This window comes from Pseudomonas sp. BNK-45, assembly GCF_047456255.1.
Lineage (GTDB): Bacteria > Pseudomonadota > Gammaproteobacteria > Pseudomonadales > Pseudomonadaceae > Aquipseudomonas.
The window spans coordinates 3,834,175-3,850,025 of sequence record NZ_CP179909.1 but is presented as its reverse complement, the minus strand read 5'-3'; the positions used below and the strand labels follow the sequence as shown (position 1 = coordinate 3,850,025).

The window sequence follows — 15,851 nt, the reverse complement described above, 5'->3', positions numbered from 1 at the left end:
AAGGCTTGGCGGACTCTTCGCTGGCAAGCCAGCTCCTACACGGGGGGCAAGGTTTGCGGGGCTTTTCCGTAGGAGCCGGCTTGCCGGCGAAGGCGTTCTCGCGGGTGGTGCAAGGCTTGGCAGACTCTTCGCTGGCAAGCCAGCTCCTACACGGGGGGCAAGGTTCGCGGGGCTTTTCCGTAGGAGCCGGCTTGCCGGCGAAGGCGTTCTTGCGGGTGGTGCAAGGCTTGGCGGACTCTTCGCTGGCAAGCCAGCTCCTACAAGGCGTTGCGGGCCAGGCGCCAGACGCGGGCGATGTCGGCAGCGCGTTCGCGCAGCAGCCGCGGGGCTTCGCGGCAGGCCTGTTCCAGGCTCATGGGGCCTGAGGTCAGGGCGAAGGCTGCGTCCACGCCGTGGGCATACATCTGCTGGTAACCCTCGCCCAGGGTGCCGGCAATGACGATCACCGGAACGCCCTGCTCCCGGGCAATGCGCGCTACGCCAAACGGCGTCTTGCCCCGCAGGGTCTGGGCGTCAAAGCGGCCCTCACCGGTAATCACCAGATCGGCACCGCGCACGGCCTGTTCCAGGCCCACCAGTTCCGCCACCACTTCCACCCCCGGGCGAAATTGCGCGCCGAGGAACGCCTTGGCGGCAAACCCCAGGCCGCCAGCCGCGCCGCTGCCGGGTTCGTCACGCACGTCCTTGGGCAACACCTCGGCACACAGGTCCGCGAAGTGCCCCAGGGCCCGGTCCAGCGCTTGCACCTGTTGCGGCGTGGCACCTTTCTGCGGGCCGAAGATCGCCGAGGCACCGTGATCGCCACACAGCGGGTTGTTGACGTCGGCGGCGATTTCAAAGCGCACCCGGGCCAGACGCGGGTCCATGCCGTCCAGCTCGATGGCGGCCAGGTCGGCCAGGGCCAGGCCGCCACCGGGCAGTATCCGCCCCTGCTGGTCCAGCAACTTCACGCCCAAGGCCTGCAGGGCCCCGGCACCGCCGTCGTTGGTGGCACTGCCCCCGATGGCCAGGATGATGCGTTGGGCCCCGGCATCCAGCGCGGCCAGGATCAGCTCCCCGGTGCCGAAGGTGCTGCTGTTGCAGGCATCGCGTTGGTCCAGCGCCAGCAATTGCAGGCCACTGGCTTCAGCCATTTCGATGATCGCCGTGTGACTCTGGGGCAGCCAGCCCCAGCGGGCTTCGACCGGCGCCCCCAGCGGCCCCTGGACCCGATGACGGCGCAGTTGCCCGTCACAGGCGGCAAGAATCGACTCCACCGTGCCCTCGCCGCCGTCGGCCATCGGGCATTGGCACAGCTCGGCATCGGGCCAGACCTCGGCCAGCCCCTGGGCAATGGCCTGGGCCACGCCTGCGGCACTCAGGCTGTCCTTGAACGAGTCGGGGGCGATGATGATCTTCATGGGGCGTTCTCCGGTTCTTGTGCCGCCATGCTGCCACTTGGCGCAGGCGCTGACCCCGGGCCGCTGCACAAGTCCGAGGGCGCTTTATTGTTCATTGCTACAACGGCGCAACCTCGCCTAGCGTTGAAACCGCTGCCGCAGGCTGCGAACGGGCGCGTAGCGCTCGCGAGGGTCTTGAAGGCGATGCAGGTTTGGCTGGAGATTGCCAAGCAAGGCCCTGCGGGCCTTTGCGCAGCCTCGCTGCCGCAGGCTGCGAACGGGCGCGTAGCGCTCGCGAGGGTCTTGAAGGCGATGCAGGTTTGACTGGAGATTGCCAAGCAAGGCCCTGCGGGCCTTTGCGCAGCCTCGCTGAAGCTCGGCAGCGGCTACAGGGGATTGTGTTGAGCCGTGTTGGGGGGCAGCAATTGCACCCCCAGGTACAGGGCCAGCATGCCGTCCAGGCGCAAGGGGTCGACGCCGCTGAGTTCGGCGATGCGCTCCATGCGGTAGCGCAGGCTGTTGCGGTGGATGCCCAGGGCGTCGGCGCAGGCCTGGCTCTGGCCATCGTGGTCGCACCAGCTGCGCAGGGTCGCCAGCAACTGGCCGTTGCTGTCCTTGGCCAGCACCTTGCGCAACGGGGTCAGCAATTCGTCCAGGGCGTCGTCGTTGCGGTGGCGCCAGAGCATCACCGGCAGGCGGTAGCGGTTGAGGGTCAGCAGGCGCGAGTCCGGCAGCAGGTCGCGGCCGTAGGCCAGCAGGTCGCTGACCCGGCGATAGCAACGGCGCAATCCGGCCAGGCCATCGGCCTGCCCGCCCACGGCAACCCGCAGGATGTTCCAGCCCTGACCGTCGAGTTTTTCCAGCAGCCGCGGGTTGTCCAGGCCGAGGTTCGCCGGGCGACACCAGAGCAGGGAGGTCTTCGACGAACTGACGCACCAGCTGTCCGGGTAGCGGCTCATCAGCCAGGCGCTGAGGGTCTCGACGCCCTGCCCCACTGGCTGTTCCGGCGCCAGTTCGAACAGGTAGGGCGTGCGCGCCAGTTGCGGCTTGAGGCCCATCTGCCGGGCTTCGTCCACCAGGCGCGGGGAGTCGCCGCCGTCGCTCAGGAGCAGGGCCAGCAGATCGTCGCAACGCTGGCGCCGCCATTGCTGCTCGGCCTGCTGGTGACGCTGGCCCACCAGCATCTCGGCGGTCATGCGCACCAGTTCGGCGTAGGTACGCAGCAAGGCCGGATCGCCGGTGATGCCCAGCACCCCGATCAGCCGCTGGTCGTGCAGCAGCGGCAGATTGATCCCCGGTTGCACGCCCTTGAGCCGCTGCGCGGTGGGCGCGTCGATCTCCACCACCCGACCGTTGGCCAGCACCAGTTGCGCGCCTTCATGCCGGGTGTTGATCCGCTCCGGCTCGCCGCTGCCGAGGATCAGGCCCTGGCTGTCCATGACATTGACGTTGTAGGGCAGGATGGCAATCGCGCGGTCGACGATGTCCTGCGCCAGGTCATGATCGAGTTCGAACATAGGGAGAGGATCCTTGGACATTGTTCAGTGGCACAGGGGCCGTGGCCAATCGCTGTGCGCCGGCACAAAGACAGCGACCGCGGCGTGACCGAGACTCTCGGGGCGGTCAACGTTACCCTTGCACCGCGAAAAATCATAATAAAGAGAGACACACCATGTCACAGAGCGCCGCTGTCCCACTGGCCCAGGCTGACGACAAGAACGCCGTCTACAAGCGCATCACCCTGCGCCTGATCCCCTTCATTTTCGTCTGCTACCTGTTCAACTACCTCGACCGGGTCAACGTCGGCTTTGCCAAGCTGCAGATGCTCGACGCCCTAAAGTTCAGCGAGACGGTCTACGGCCTGGGGGCCGGGATCTTCTTCATCGGCTACGTGCTGTGCGGCGTGCCGAGCAACCTGGCGCTGAACCGGTTCGGCCCGCGGCGCTGGATCGCGCTGATGATGATCACCTGGGGCACCCTGTCCACCTGCCTGCTGTTCGTCACCACGCCGACCCAGTTCTATACCCTGCGCCTGTTCACCGGGGCCGCCGAAGCCGGGTTCTTCCCCGGGGTGGTGCTGTACCTCTCGCAGTGGTTCCCGACCTTTCGCCGGGGCCGGATCATGGCCCTGTTCATGTCGGCGATCCCGGTGTCCGGCTTGCTCGGCAGCCCGTTCTCCGGCTGGATCCTCAACCATTTCGCCGCCGGGCAAGGCGGCCTCGCCGGCTGGCAGTGGATGTTCCTGCTGCAGGGCATTCCCACGGTGGTACTGGGCGCCCTGGCGTTCTTCCTGCTCAGCGACAGTTTCGCCCACGCCAAGTGGCTGACACCCGCTGAACGCGCAGTGCTGGCCGCCGACCAGGCCAGCGACGCCGCCAACCAGCCGAAAACCGCCAGCGACTCCCTGGCCGCGGTGTTCAAGAACCCGGCGATCTGGGCCTTCGGCCTGATCTACTTCTGCATCCAGAGCGGGGTCTATGCGATCAACTTCTGGCTGCCGTCGATCATCAAGAACCTGGGCTTTGCCGACAACCTGGTGATCGGTTGGCTGAGCGCCATTCCCTACCTGCTGGCGGCGGTGTTCATGCTGCTGGTGGGGCGCTCGGCGGATCTGCGCAAGGAGCGCCGCTGGCACCTTGTCGTACCGATGCTGATGGGCGCAGTGGGCCTGCTGATCGCGGTGAATTTTGCCGCCAACCCGGCCCTGGCCATCCTCGGCCTGACCCTCGCCACCATGGGCGCCCTCACCGGCCTGCCGATGTTCTGGCCGGTGCCCACGGCCCTGCTCAGTGCCGGCGCGGCGGCCGGCGGCCTGGCGCTGATCAACTCCATGGGCCAGATGGCCGGCTTTCTCAGCCCCTACCTGGTCGGTTGGGTCAAGGACAGCACCGGCTCCACCGATGCCGCGTTGTACCTGCTGGCGGCGGTCATTGTCGGCGGCAGCCTGCTGGCGCTGCGCATGACCCGCACCCTGAACCGCTGAGCCGCGGCAACGCCAAAAGCCCGTTCGAGCCCAGGCTGGAACGGGCTTTTTTCAGCGCCGGCGTCAGTCCGGCGCACCGGCGTGCCGGGTGTAATCGTGACTGATGGTCAACGCCCCCGCCGCCGGAGCATCCAGCTCCAGCACCAGCCCCCCGGGCAGACGGACGAAGATCTGCCAGATGCCGTCTTCCGGCACCTGCGCCACTTGATGCTCAAGGCCACTGGCTTGCACCCGCCGCAATACCGCTTCGGCCGCCTCCTGGGTGCTGAAGGCGATATGGCTCAGTTGCGGCTCGGGGCTGTCGGCCTGCTCGATGACGTGAACCAGCGCCTGCCGGTCCTGATACAGCCAGCGCCCGGGAAAGGGAAACGGCGGGCGCCGTCCCCTTTGCAGCCCCAGCAAGTCGGCGAACGCCGCCTGCAACGCCTCGCCCTCGGCGACGTTGAACGCCAGGTGGTCGAAGCGCCAGTTCACAGCAGGCCACCGCCATCGACGTCGATCAGGCTGCCGCTGATAAAACCGTTTTCCATGGCCAGGATAAAGGCCGCGGCGATGTCGTCCGGCTGGCCGACACGGCCCACCGGCAGGCTGGCGGCCGTGCGTGCGAACATCGCCTGACGCGCCTCCTCGGACATCCCGGCATAGGCTTCGGTGGCGGTGACCCCGGGGCTGATGACATTCACCCGACGTGGCGCCAGCTCCTTGGCCAGGTGCTTGCCCAGGGCTTCGAGGGCGGCATTGAGGGTGGTCTTGAGCACCTGCCCGGGGACCATTTTGCGCGACAGCAGGCCCGAGGTCAGGCTGATGCTGCCGTGGGGCGCCAGATGGGGCAGCGCCGCCTGGACCGCGCGCCACACGCCCCAGAACTTCACCTCGAACGCCCGCTGGGCCTCCAGCAGATCGGTGTCGGCCAGGGGCTTGGCGGTGATCGCCGGACCGGCACTGATCACCAGATGGTCAAAGGCCCCCACGCTGCTGAACAGATCGCGGACGCTGGCGGCATCGGTGATATCCACGACGAGGCTGCGGGCCGATGCCGGCAACTGCGCCTGCTGGCGCTGCAGGGCATCGAGGCTGCGCCCGGCCAGCACCACCCGGGCACCCCGCTCAGCGGCCTGACGGGCCACCGCGGCGCCAATGCCGCTGCCGGCGCCGATCACCACCACGGTCTGCCCGGCCACGCTTGAGTTGGAAAGAGTCATTGCGATCACCTGTTGCGATTGAAAGTGATTGCATCTTCCCAGCTTGCCAATCGAGGAAAAATACCGCTAAAACGCAAAGATCTTTAAAGGATTTTTATTAATGAGCTCGATCCTCGACCTGGAAATCTTCGTGCGTACTGCCGATTCCGGCAGCCTTTCCGCCGCCGCCCGCTCCCTGGGCCTGACCGCGGCCGCCGCCAGCATCGCTCTCAAACGCCTGGAAACCCGCCTCGGCAGCCGCTTGCTGGCCCGTTCCACCCGCAGCATGCGCCTGACCGAGGAAGGCCGGCGCTATCTGGACAGCGTGCGCCTGGCCCTGGCCACCCTGGAGGACGGCGAGCAGGCGCTCAAGCAGCAGAGCCAGGGCCTGAGCGGGGTGCTGCAACTGTCGGCGCCCTCGGATTTCGGGCGCAACGCGCTGCTGCCCTGGCTTGACGACTTCAAGGCCGAACACCCGCAACTGCGCCTGCAACTGCGGCTCAACGATCGCCGCGCCGACCTGTTCCGCGATGCCGTGGATGTGGCCCTGCGCTTTGGCGTGCCCGAGGATTCGAGCCTGGTGGCCCTGCCGATCCTTCCCGAGCATCGGCGCGTGGCCTGCGCCAGCCCGGCCTATCTGGCCCGCTGCGGCACCCCGCGGTCGCCCGAGGATCTGTCGCACCACAGCGCCCTGCTCTACCTGCGTAACGATCGGCCCTATGACAGCTGGCGCTTCAGCCGTGGCGCCGACACCCGCGAGGTGCCGGTGCGCGGCGACTACCTGTGCGACGACGGCGAAGTGGCCCGGCTCTGGGCCCTGGCCGGCCACGGCATCGTCTACAAGGCCCGGCTGGATGTGGCCGAGGACATTCGCGCCGGGCGACTGATCGCTCTGCTGACCGACTGGCAGGGCGAACTGACGCCCTTCAACCTGCTGTGCCCCCATCGCTTGCAGGTGTCGGAGCGGGTGCGGCTGCTGCATGGCTTTGTGTTGCAGCGCTGTCGCGCGCTGTGCCCGTGTTGAGCGCCAGTCCGGGGGCGGCTGGCGGCTGCGCGGTTCGCCGGCAAGCCGGCTCCTACCCAATGTCCTCGCAAGTGATCTCACGGGCCTCTTTGCCGAAAAGCCGGCCCCGGCGAGGAGGCGCCATTCAGGCATTGCGCAAGGCCGGTGTTGTGGTATTTGATGGGCGCCCAGCCTGGCCGGAAATGCCCCGGCCACCCCTCTAGCACAAGGATTTCGCCCATGAGCTATCGCATCCTCGGCCATTCCGGTCTCAAGGTTTCCACCCTGACCCTGGGCACCATGATGTTCGGCGAGCAGACCAGCACCGAAGACTCGCTGCGCATCATCGACAAGGCGTGGGACCAGGGGATCAATTTCATCGACACCGCGGACGTCTACACCCAGGGCCGCTCCGAGGAGATCGTCGGTGAAGCCATCGCCCGCCACCGCCATGAGTGGGTGCTGGCGTCCAAGGTGGGGTTCGGCCCGCTGGACGGCCTGCCCAACCGCAGCGGCTTGAGCCGCAAGCACATCTTCAACGGCATCGAGGCCAGCCTGACCCGCCTGGGCACCGACTACCTGGACATCTACTACCTGCACCGCGAGGACCACAACACCCCGCTGGACGTGAGCATCTCGGCCATCGGCGACCTGCTGCGCCAGGGCAAGATCCGCTACTGGGGTCTGTCCAACTACCGGGGCTGGCGGATTGCCGAGGCGATTCGCCTCGCCGACCAGCTGGGGGTGGACCGCCCGGTGATCAGCCAGCCGCTGTACAACATCGTCAACTGTCAGGCCGAGGCCGAGCAGATCACCGCGGCCAAGGCCTATGGCCTGGGCGTGGTGCCTTACAGCCCGCTGGCGCGGGGTGTGCTCAGCGGCAAGTACGCCCCGGATGTGGCCCCGGACAGCGGCAGCCGCGCCGGGCGTCAGGACAAGCGCATCCTGGAAACCGAATGGCGGGTGGAGTCCCTGCGCATCGCCCAGCAGATCCAGGCCCACGCCCGGGGCCGCGGCGTCGATATCGTCGAATTCGCCATCGCCTGGGTCTTGAACAACCAGGCGGTGAGCTCGGCCATCGTCGGTCCGCGCACCGAGGCCCAGTGGGATGCCTACACCCGGGCCCTGGCGGTGCAGATCAGCGCCGAGGACGAAGCCTTCATCGACTCCCTGGTGAGTCCGGGGCATGCCTCGACCCCGGGCTTCAATGACGTCGGCCACTTCGTCTCGGGTCGTTTTCCGCACTTGGGCTGAATGACGCCGGTGGCGACGCAAAGGCGCGCGCCACCGGCCTCGAGCTCGACCGGCCGTGTTGCACCTTGGCCATAAACGAGAAAAATTCCCGCCACGATGGCGCAATCAGAGCAAAAAACTCGCGCCTGACCCTCTATATTGCCCCTCGCTTCTGCGCCCTTATTTCTATGTGTCCCGAGCGTTCGGGTATTACGAGGACAGTGTGTCTAAAGGTATTGCGTTATCGGTCCTGGCGTCGGTGCTGTTTGCCGTCATGTATTTCTACACCTCGCTGCTGGCGCCCCTGACCGGAGTGGAGATCTTCGGCTGGCGCATGCTGCTGACCCTGCCCTGCATGACCCTGTTCATGATCTTCAGTGGCGAGTGGCACCGGGTCGGCCAAGTGCTGCGCCAGGTGGCAGGCAAACCGCTGCTGAGCCTAGTGTTGCTGCTGTCGTCGGCCCTGGTGGGGGTGCAGCTCTGGCTGTTCATGTGGGCGCCGCTCAACGGCTACAGCCTGGATGTGTCCCTGGGCTACTTCCTGCTGCCGCTGACCATGGTCCTGACCGGACGCATCGTGTATGGCGAGCGCCTGTCGCGCTTGCAGAAAGTCGCCACGCTGCTGGCCTGCTTCGGGGTGCTCAACGAGCTGTATCAAGTGGGCAGTTTTTCCTGGGCGACCCTGGTGGTGGCTTTGGGCTACCCGGTGTATTTCGTCCTGCGCCGGCGCCTGGGCACCGATCATCTGGGCGGCCTGTGGCTGGACATGGCGCTGCTGATCCCGGTGGCACTGTGGTTTGTGCAAGGCGGCGAACAGGGATTTGCCGTGGTCGACAGCCACCCCGGCCTGTACCTGCTGATTCCCCTGCTGGGGGTGATCAGCGCTTCGGCGCTGGCGTGTTATGTCATTGCCAGCCGCTTGCTGGCCTTCAGCCTGTTCGGCCTGCTCAGCTACGTGGAACCGGTGTTGCTGCTGTTTGTCGCGCTGCTGCTGGGGGAAAGCATCAAGGCCGGGGAATGGCTGACCTACATACCGGTCTGGCTGGCGGTGCTGGTGCTGGTGCTCGAAGGGGTCAAGCACCTGATGCGCCAACGCCGCATCTGACGGACACGCCCGCGTTGCCCCGAACGGGCCTTCGGGCCTCGTCGGGGTTCAGGGCTTGATCTGCTTGAGCTCATTGAGCAGGGCCAGCAAGGCCTGCATCTTGTCTTCGCCAAATTGCTGCTGGATCTTCTGGTAGTTGATTTCCATGTCGCCGCTCATGGACTCGAAACAGGCCTGGCCCTTGTCGGTCAGGGTGATGAACAGGCGGCGCTGGTCTTCCGGCGACTTGCGGCGGCTGACGTACTGGTCGCGCTCCAGGCGGGTCAGTACCCCGGTCATGCTCGGCGGCAGGATGCAGGCCATCTTCGCCAGCTGGTGGCTCTCCAGCTCGCCGTTCTGGCGCAGGATGCGGATCACCCGCCACTGCTGCTCGGTCAGGTCGTGCTGGTTCAGCGAGGGGCGGAAAAACGCCATGGCGGCCTCACGGGCCTGCAACAGGGTCAGGGTCAGGGAAGGTCTGGGTGTGTTCATCAAGGCGTCGGTCGAGGGCTGGGAAACAGAGGCGCGAACATTAACACATTCACAATCGCCAGCCGACAGGCAAAACAAAGCCCGATCAGGCGGGGCCTGATCGGGCTCTGAGTTCAAGCCGGCCGAGGGTTACTCGGTGGCCAGTACTCCGCGACGCACCTGGTCGCGTTCGATCGATTCGAACAGTGCCTTGAAGTTGCCTTCACCGAAACCGTCGTCACCTTTACGCTGGATGAATTCGAAGAACACCGGCCCCATCAGGGTTTCCGAGAAGATCTGCAGCAGCAGGCGCTTGTCGCCGGCTTCCGAAGAACCGTCCAGCAGGATGCCTCGGGCTTGCAGTTCCTTGACCGGCTCGCCGTGGTTCGGCAGGCGGCCTTCGAGCATCTCGTAGTAGGTGTCCGGCGGCGCGGTCATGAAGCGCATGCCGATCTTCTTCAACGCGTCCCAGGTCTTGACCAGGTCGTCGGTGAGGAAGGCCACGTGCTGGATGCCCTCGCCGTTGAACTGCATCAGGAACTCTTCGATCTGCCCGGCGCCCTTGGACGATTCCTCGTTCAGCGGGATGCGGATCATGCCGTCCGGGGCGGTCATGGCCTTGGAGGTCAGGCCGGTGTATTCGCCCTTGATGTCGAAGTAGCGGATCTCGCGGAAGTTGAACAGCTTCTCGTAGAAACCGGCCCAGTAGGCCATGCGGCCGCGGTACACGTTGTGGGTCAGGTGGTCGATGATCTTCAGGCCGGCACCCGGTGGGTTGCGGTCCACGCCTTCGAGGAACACGAAGTCGATGTCATAGATCGAGCTGCCTTCACCGAAACGGTCGATCAGGTACAGCGGCGCGCCGCCGATGCCCTTGATCGCCGGCAGGTTCAGTTCCATCGGGCCGGTTTCAATGTGAATCGGCTGGGCGCCCAGTTCCAGGGCACGCTTGTAGGCCTTCTGCGAATCCTTGACCCGGAACGCCATGCCGCACACCGACGGGCCGTGTTCGGCGGCGAAGTACGAGGCGACGCTGTGGGGTTCGTTGTTGAGGATCAGATTGATCGCACCCTGGCGATACAGATGCACGTCTTTTGAACGATGGGTCGCGACTTTGGTGAAACCCATGATCTCGAAGATCGGTTCGAGGGTGTTGGGGGTGGGCGATGCGAATTCGATGAATTCAAAGCCCATCAGGCCCATTGGGTTTTCGAAGATATCTGCCATGGTTGGCGCCTCATCATATTTTTAGAATTAACGGATCGTTAGTTGCTATCAATGCTGAGGAAGGCCGGTGGCGCACAGGAGATGCCTCGCACGCTGCGGGCAAGGAAGTCACCGTAGATCAGTTGAAACCCGAGAATCTTCATTTCGACCCTGTCTTACAGGCTGGGGGGCGAGGCTTCTGCTGCCAGAAGACTTTATTATTGTATGCGTAACCGGATTCTACACAGCGTAAAAGCCTTTGTCCGCTTTCTCTATAAAATCGCCTTTTTTGCCCGGCCCGCAAGGGGTTTGTTGCACTGATAGATGCCGCCCAGAATCAGCACCCCGCCCAGCCCCATCATCAGGCTCAACGGCTCGCCCAAGAGCAGCGCACCGAGCATCACCGCGGTCAGCGGGTTGAGGGCGATGAACACCCCGGCACGGGTGGCGCCGATGCGCCGCAACCCGTCGTAGTAGCCGATGTAGGCCAGCGCCGAGCCCAGCACCCCCAGGTACAGCAGGCTCAGGCCCTGGACCGGGTTCAGCCGGGCGATGGCCGGCAGGTCGAACTCGCCACGCAGCCAGGTCGCGCTGCACAGCATCAGGGTGCCCAGCAGGACCGAGTAGGTGACGGTCTGCAAGGGTCCCAGGCGCTGGTTGAGGTCCCGGGACAGCAGCGAGTACAGGCCCCAGCCCAGGACACAGCCGAGGATCAGCAAGTCGCCCTGCCAGCCGCCGGCCGAGGACTCTAGGGCCGCCGGATCCCGGCTGCAGATCACCAGCGCGGCGCCACTCAGGCACAGCAGGATGCCCAGCAATTGGCGCCGGCTCAGGCGCTCCTTGAACAGGGCCCAGGCGCCCAGGGCGATCACCGCCGGATTCAGCGCCACGATCAGCGAAGCGCGGGAGGCACTGACCTGTTGCAGGCCGACGAAGAAGCACAGGTTGTAGAAAAAGATGCCGCAAAACCCCAGCACCGCCAGTTGGCCGAATTGGCGCAGGCTGGGACGCACCAGAGGAATGCCGGCCGCGGCCATGCAGCCGAGCAAGGCCAGGCTGGCGAGCGCGAAACGCAGGCTGGCCAGGAGCAAGGGGGAAAGCGCGCCAGCCAGATAGCGGCCGGCGACAAAGGTGCCGCCCCAGATCATGGTCACCGCCGCCAGTCTGCAATAGACCGCCAGGTCCCCGTGGTTGGCCGCCAAGGGGCCGTTGATACTGCTGTCGCTCATGGTCGTGACGCTCTGTGCCGGTGGGTTTGTGCCGCCGGACAATTCTTTGTCTAATGATCGATCATCGTAAAATGAGCTTTTACTCATGACCCTGACCCAACTGGAAATCTTTTCCCGGGTGGCCGAGCTTGCCGGTTTCACCAGCGCCGCCACGCGCCTGGGTATCAGCCAGTCGGCGGTATCCCACGCCATCAAGTCCCTGGAGCAGGAACTGGGGGTGGAGCTGTTCCGCCGCCATCAAGCCCAGGTCGAACTCACCGACATCGGGCGCCAGCTCCTGCTGCGGGCCCGGGCCATGCTGGGGCTGGCCGCGACCCTGGAACAGGAGGCCGCCGATGCCCGAGGCATGAAGCGCGGCACCCTGCGCATCGGTTCGTTCGGTCCCACCTCCTCCACGCGCCTGTTGCCGCAGATCCTTGGGGAGTACCGCAAGGCGTATCCCGGAATCGAGGTGCATATCGACGAGGGACCGGACCGCCAGGTCCTGCAATGGCTGGAAGAACGGCGGATCGACCTGGGTTTCGTGGTGCTGCCCGAGGAGCGTTTCGACACCTTCCCCCTGCTGGAGGACCAACTGGTGGCGCTGATTCCCGCGGCCCATGCCCTAGCCCGGGAGCGGCAGGTGCGCCTGGATCAGCTGTGTCACGACCCCTTCGTGCTGACCGAGGCCGGTTCGGCGGAACTGGTGTCACGCTTGTTCGTCGGTGCCGGCTTGCGCCCCAACATCCGCTACCGCAGCTCGCAGTTGCTCAGCACCCTGGAAACCGTGGCCCGGGGCGAGGCCGTGAGTATCCTGGCCGAACTGTCCCTGCCTGCGGCCATCGATGCCCGTTATGTCAGCCGGGCCCTGGCGCCAGCGGTGCGGCGCCAGGTGGGGATTGCCGTGCTCGATCAGCGCCAGTCGTCGCCGGCGACCCTGGCCTTCATTGGTCACGCGCAACGCCTGTATGGTCGGACAAAGCCGTCTATCCTGCGGTGATCGAAACACGCCACAAGAGCGTCGCGCCCGCGGCCACGGTCGGATTCTCAAGCCTCCCCTCCTCTGCCACAGGTCCGATCCATGCCCTTGACCGCCAAAGGTCCACTGAAACGCTCGACCCGTACCCTCTGGACCTTGCTGGCCATTGTCCTGCCGATTGCGCTGGGCGCCGTCATCCTCTATGCCCAGGCTGAGCGAACCCTGGAGCGCAGCAGCCTGGAAACCGCCGAAGAAGCCATTCGCCAATTCGACCTGATGCTGGACAACACCGATATCGCCGCCAAGGCGCTGCTGCCCCTGGTGGGCCAGGATTGCGACGCCGCACGGCAACTGGCCCTGCGTGATCAGGTCACGCGCCGGCCCTTCGTGCGCTCGACCAATCTGGTGTGGCGCAACAGCAACTATTGCAGCTCGTTGCTGGGCAGTTACGCGGTGCCCCTCGATCCCCAGGATTATGTGGATGGCCGACTCTGGCTGATGGACGGCAACCCCATCACGCCCAATACGGCGTTGCTGATCTACCGCTGGAGCGAGGGCGAGCGCGAGGTCCTGGCCACCATCGACGGCTACCACCTGGCCAACGCCCTGCGCCTGATCAGCCGCTTTGCCGACCTGCAGTTGCAGGTGGGGGCGCACTGGCTGTCCAGCGACGGCCAGGTCCACGCGGGTGCTGCGCCCCAGGCGGCGGTGGCCAGCCAGCACCTGACCTCGGCGCGCTATCCCTACAGCGTCAGCGCCGGCTTTCCCCCAGGGGATGTCTGGCACTACATGAAAAGCCAGTACCCGGCGCTATTTGGCCTGCTGGTGTTCCTCGGCGCCGCCACCGGCGTCCTCGCCCACTGGCTGCAGAAGCGCTCCGCCTCCCCAAGCCAGGAGCTGCGCCGGGCGCTGGACGCCCAGGAGTTCATTGCCTATTTCCAGCCAGTGGTGCGCGGCGACAGCCTGCAATGGGCCGGGATTGAAGTGCTGATGCGCTGGCAACACCCCAAGGAAGGGCTGGTGCGTCCTGATCTGTTCATTCCCTTCGCCGAGCATTCGGGGCTGATCGTGCCCATGACCCGCTCGCTGATGCAGCAGACCCGGAAAGCCCTGGCTCCCCACGCCAGGCACTTCAGCGACGGCTTTCATATCGGCATCAACATCACGGCCAGTCATTGCAACGATCTGCAGTTGCTGGACGACTGTCGGGATTTCCTCGCGGCCTTTGCGCCGGGCAAGGTGATTCTGGTGCTGGAGCTGACCGAGCGCGAGTTGATCAAACCCACGGCCATCACCCAGCAGCTGTTTGCCGCCCTGCACGAACTGGGCGTGATGATCGCCATCGACGACTTCGGCACCGGGCATTCCAGCCTGGCTTATCTGCGCCAGTTCAATGTCGACTACTTGAAGATTGATCAAAGCTTCGTGGCCATGATCGGTGCCGATGCCCTGTCCCTGCATATACTCGACAGCATTATCCAACTCTCGGCCAAACTCGATCTGGGTATAGTCGCCGAAGGCGTAGAAACCACCGAACAGCGCGACTATCTGGTCGCCCAAGGGGTAGATTTCCTACAGGGTTATTTATTTGGCCGACCGATGCCCAGTAGTGAATTTGTTGCCGTTCTAGCGCGCCATTAAATAGCCATACCAGAACAACAAGTACTCGAATTGACAACTCGCAAGCTGCAGCAATTTGAATCATTCGGCCAATACCGAGGCAAACAAGAACAACCTGATTTACTCCGCCGTCATTAACTACTACAATTTTTCACGCCTGTTCATGATTCACAGGTAGGCCACTTAATCGAACCTTAATCGGGTCATGGCTTATAGCTTTGTTTGTGGTTTGTATCAGCCAAAATAGACTATTGGAGTGAAGATATTGTCCAGACTTGCTGAATTTCGTGCTGCAGAAAAAGCACTTCAAGAACAGCTCGCGCAGCTTGAATCCCTGAAGAATGACGCCGGACTCAAAAAGGAAATCGAGTTCGAAGAGAAGCTCCAGGCCCTGATGAAGTCCTATGACAAGAGTCTGCGTGACATCATCGCAATCCTTGATCCAAACCTGGGCAAAACCGGCCTGCCTCCGGCCAACGCCCCTAAACAGCGGCGCGCACGAGTGGTCAAGGTTTATCAGAACCCGCACACCGGCGAACTGATTGAAACCAAAGGCGGCAACCATCGCGGCCTGAAAGCCTGGAAAGAACAGTATGGCGCCGCCACTGTGGATTCCTGGCTGCGCGCTTGAACAAAGCCGCCACCTGAAAAAGGCCCTGCATATGCAGGGCTTTTTACATTGATAAGAATATTCTTATTACGACTTGCATCTAAGACCGCCTTCAGCACCGATGGCCGGCATTTTCACCGCACGCGACGACTGCAAGCCCGCCGGGGATTGTGCCTTGCAACAACAGCCTCACTGCAACTTCAGACTTAATACCTTTCCGCTAACCCACCCTCGACCTGAGAAAGCAAACCGGCAGCTTCAGAATTTTCCTCAAAGTTTAAGGCTATTTCGTACAGCGAGTATTTCGTCCCGACTATCAGCATAAGCCTGTGCCTGGCCGGCGTATGAAAGTACATAAGCCTTATTCCCATCCACAGCGGCCACCAATGTTTGCGACAACACATGCCGGCCATTCTGGGTAATGGCGCAAGTGGTCTCCAGGGCTTGCAGGCGACTCAACTGTGCCGCATGAATCTTGTTACAGACACTCTGATAACCGCCTCGGGCAAAGTCCTTCTGCACGGATTTGCGCATCTCCAGTAATACCCCCTGAAGATTGACTACATGCCCGCTGTCGACTTGCGTCATGGTCAACTCCATGACCATCTGCGGATTACCGGCGGCATCGTTTTTCACCGCCCGCTGACGGGAAACCTCGGCCGCCGGATCGCCCTCCTGCGCAGGCACCGGCTCCACCGTCCAGCCTTGTGGCCAGGCGACTTGTGGCGCGGCCTGGACAAAGCCGGCAAACGCCAGCACAAACAGGGCCACGACCCGGGGGTTGAACGATTCGATCATGGATTTGCACACCAGGGAAACGGGCCTGGAAGTCTGAGCCCGACGCCAGGAATGGGCAATAGATCAGGAGCTTTGGGTTTGGCGTCATGGCGTCCG

Annotated in this window: 15 protein-coding genes; 7 read left to right on the top strand and 8 right to left on the bottom strand. The window is 64.2% G+C overall.

The annotated features are described in order from the left end of the window. Positions 1-257: 257 nt before the first annotated feature. Both ACMGG8_RS17840 and ACMGG8_RS17835 read right to left on the bottom strand, forming a co-directional pair. Positions 258-1,400: a glycerate kinase gene (locus tag ACMGG8_RS17840; protein WP_414158041.1), complete on the bottom strand. Its 1,143-nt coding sequence runs from the start codon at positions 1,398-1,400 to the stop codon at positions 258-260. 365 nt (positions 1,401-1,765) lie between these two features. After that, positions 1,766-2,896: a sugar diacid recognition domain-containing protein gene (locus ACMGG8_RS17835; RefSeq protein WP_414158040.1), complete on the bottom strand. Its 1,131-nt coding sequence runs from the start codon at positions 2,894-2,896 to the stop codon at positions 1,766-1,768. Positions 2,897-3,051: 155 nt separating this feature from the next. On the opposite strand from ACMGG8_RS17835, the gene ACMGG8_RS17830 reads away from it, so the two are divergent. After that, positions 3,052-4,362, top strand: coding sequence for an MFS transporter (locus ACMGG8_RS17830; RefSeq protein ID WP_060843794.1), 1,311 nt, complete (start codon positions 3,052-3,054; stop codon positions 4,360-4,362). Positions 4,363-4,425: 63 nt separating this feature from the next. On the opposite strand, the gene ACMGG8_RS17825 is transcribed toward ACMGG8_RS17830, so the two are convergent. Both ACMGG8_RS17825 and ACMGG8_RS17820 read right to left on the bottom strand, forming a co-directional pair. Next, entirely contained in the window at positions 4,426-4,836 is a 411-nt protein-coding gene (locus ACMGG8_RS17825; RefSeq protein WP_414158039.1) for a hypothetical protein, read from the bottom strand. Next, the gene (locus tag ACMGG8_RS17820; protein ID WP_060839592.1) at positions 4,833-5,564 is read right to left on the bottom strand and encodes an SDR family oxidoreductase; all 732 of its coding nucleotides are present in this window, start codon (positions 5,562-5,564) and stop codon (positions 4,833-4,835) included. Before ACMGG8_RS17820 ends, ACMGG8_RS17825 begins: the two co-directional genes overlap by 4 nt. Positions 5,565-5,664: 100 nt before the next feature. Between ACMGG8_RS17820 and ACMGG8_RS17815 the strand changes: the two genes are divergently transcribed. From ACMGG8_RS17815 to rarD, 3 genes are all read left to right on the top strand, one after another. Next, the gene (locus ACMGG8_RS17815) at positions 5,665-6,567 is read left to right on the top strand and encodes a LysR family transcriptional regulator (RefSeq protein WP_414158038.1); all 903 of its coding nucleotides are present in this window, start codon (positions 5,665-5,667) and stop codon (positions 6,565-6,567) included. Positions 6,568-6,786: 219 nt separating this feature from the next. Beyond that, positions 6,787-7,800 carry an aldo/keto reductase gene (locus tag ACMGG8_RS17810; protein ID WP_414158037.1) on the top strand — a complete coding sequence of 338 codons (1,014 nt, stop codon included), beginning with the start codon at positions 6,787-6,789 and terminating at the stop codon, positions 7,798-7,800. Between the two features lie 202 nt (positions 7,801-8,002). Beyond that, positions 8,003-8,884: an EamA family transporter RarD gene (rarD, locus tag ACMGG8_RS17805; protein WP_108545447.1), complete on the top strand. Its 882-nt coding sequence runs from the start codon at positions 8,003-8,005 to the stop codon at positions 8,882-8,884. 48 nt (positions 8,885-8,932) lie between these two features. Here the strand turns inward: rarD and hpaR are convergent, their stop codons facing one another. The 3 genes from hpaR to ACMGG8_RS17790 form a co-directional block, all read right to left on the bottom strand. Next, a complete protein-coding gene (gene hpaR / locus ACMGG8_RS17800; RefSeq protein WP_011061668.1) occupies positions 8,933-9,355 on the bottom strand; it encodes a homoprotocatechuate degradation operon regulator HpaR in 423 nt (140 codons plus the stop codon). A 129-nt stretch (positions 9,356-9,484) separates the two neighbouring features. Continuing rightward, positions 9,485-10,561 (bottom strand): 4-hydroxyphenylpyruvate dioxygenase, encoded by a 1,077-nt coding sequence (hppD, locus tag ACMGG8_RS17795; RefSeq protein WP_414158036.1) that lies wholly within the window; start codon positions 10,559-10,561, stop codon positions 9,485-9,487. A 251-nt stretch (positions 10,562-10,812) separates the two neighbouring features. Further along, the gene (locus ACMGG8_RS17790; protein WP_414158035.1) at positions 10,813-11,769 is read right to left on the bottom strand and encodes a DMT family transporter; all 957 of its coding nucleotides are present in this window, start codon (positions 11,767-11,769) and stop codon (positions 10,813-10,815) included. Between the two features lie 85 nt (positions 11,770-11,854). Here ACMGG8_RS17790 and ACMGG8_RS17785 point away from each other — a divergent pair, with 85 nt between their 5' ends. The 3 genes from ACMGG8_RS17785 to ACMGG8_RS17775 all read left to right on the top strand — a co-directional run bounded on the left by ACMGG8_RS17785 (position 11,855) and on the right by ACMGG8_RS17775 (position 14,978). After that, entirely contained in the window at positions 11,855-12,748 is an 894-nt protein-coding gene (locus tag ACMGG8_RS17785) for a LysR family transcriptional regulator (protein WP_414158034.1), read from the top strand. A gap of 81 nt (positions 12,749-12,829) precedes the next feature. After that, a complete protein-coding gene (locus ACMGG8_RS17780; RefSeq protein WP_414158033.1) occupies positions 12,830-14,368 on the top strand; it encodes an EAL domain-containing protein in 1,539 nt (512 codons plus the stop codon). A gap of 244 nt (positions 14,369-14,612) precedes the next feature. Beyond that, the gene (locus ACMGG8_RS17775; RefSeq protein WP_060839599.1) at positions 14,613-14,978 is read left to right on the top strand and encodes a histone-like nucleoid-structuring protein, MvaT/MvaU family; all 366 of its coding nucleotides are present in this window, start codon (positions 14,613-14,615) and stop codon (positions 14,976-14,978) included. A 249-nt stretch (positions 14,979-15,227) separates the two neighbouring features. Here the strand turns inward: ACMGG8_RS17775 and ACMGG8_RS17770 are convergent, their stop codons facing one another. Then, complete coding sequence (locus ACMGG8_RS17770) at positions 15,228-15,755, bottom strand: DUF4946 domain-containing protein (protein ID WP_414158032.1); 528 nt, start codon at positions 15,753-15,755, stop codon at positions 15,228-15,230. Positions 15,756-15,851 lie beyond the last annotated feature (96 nt).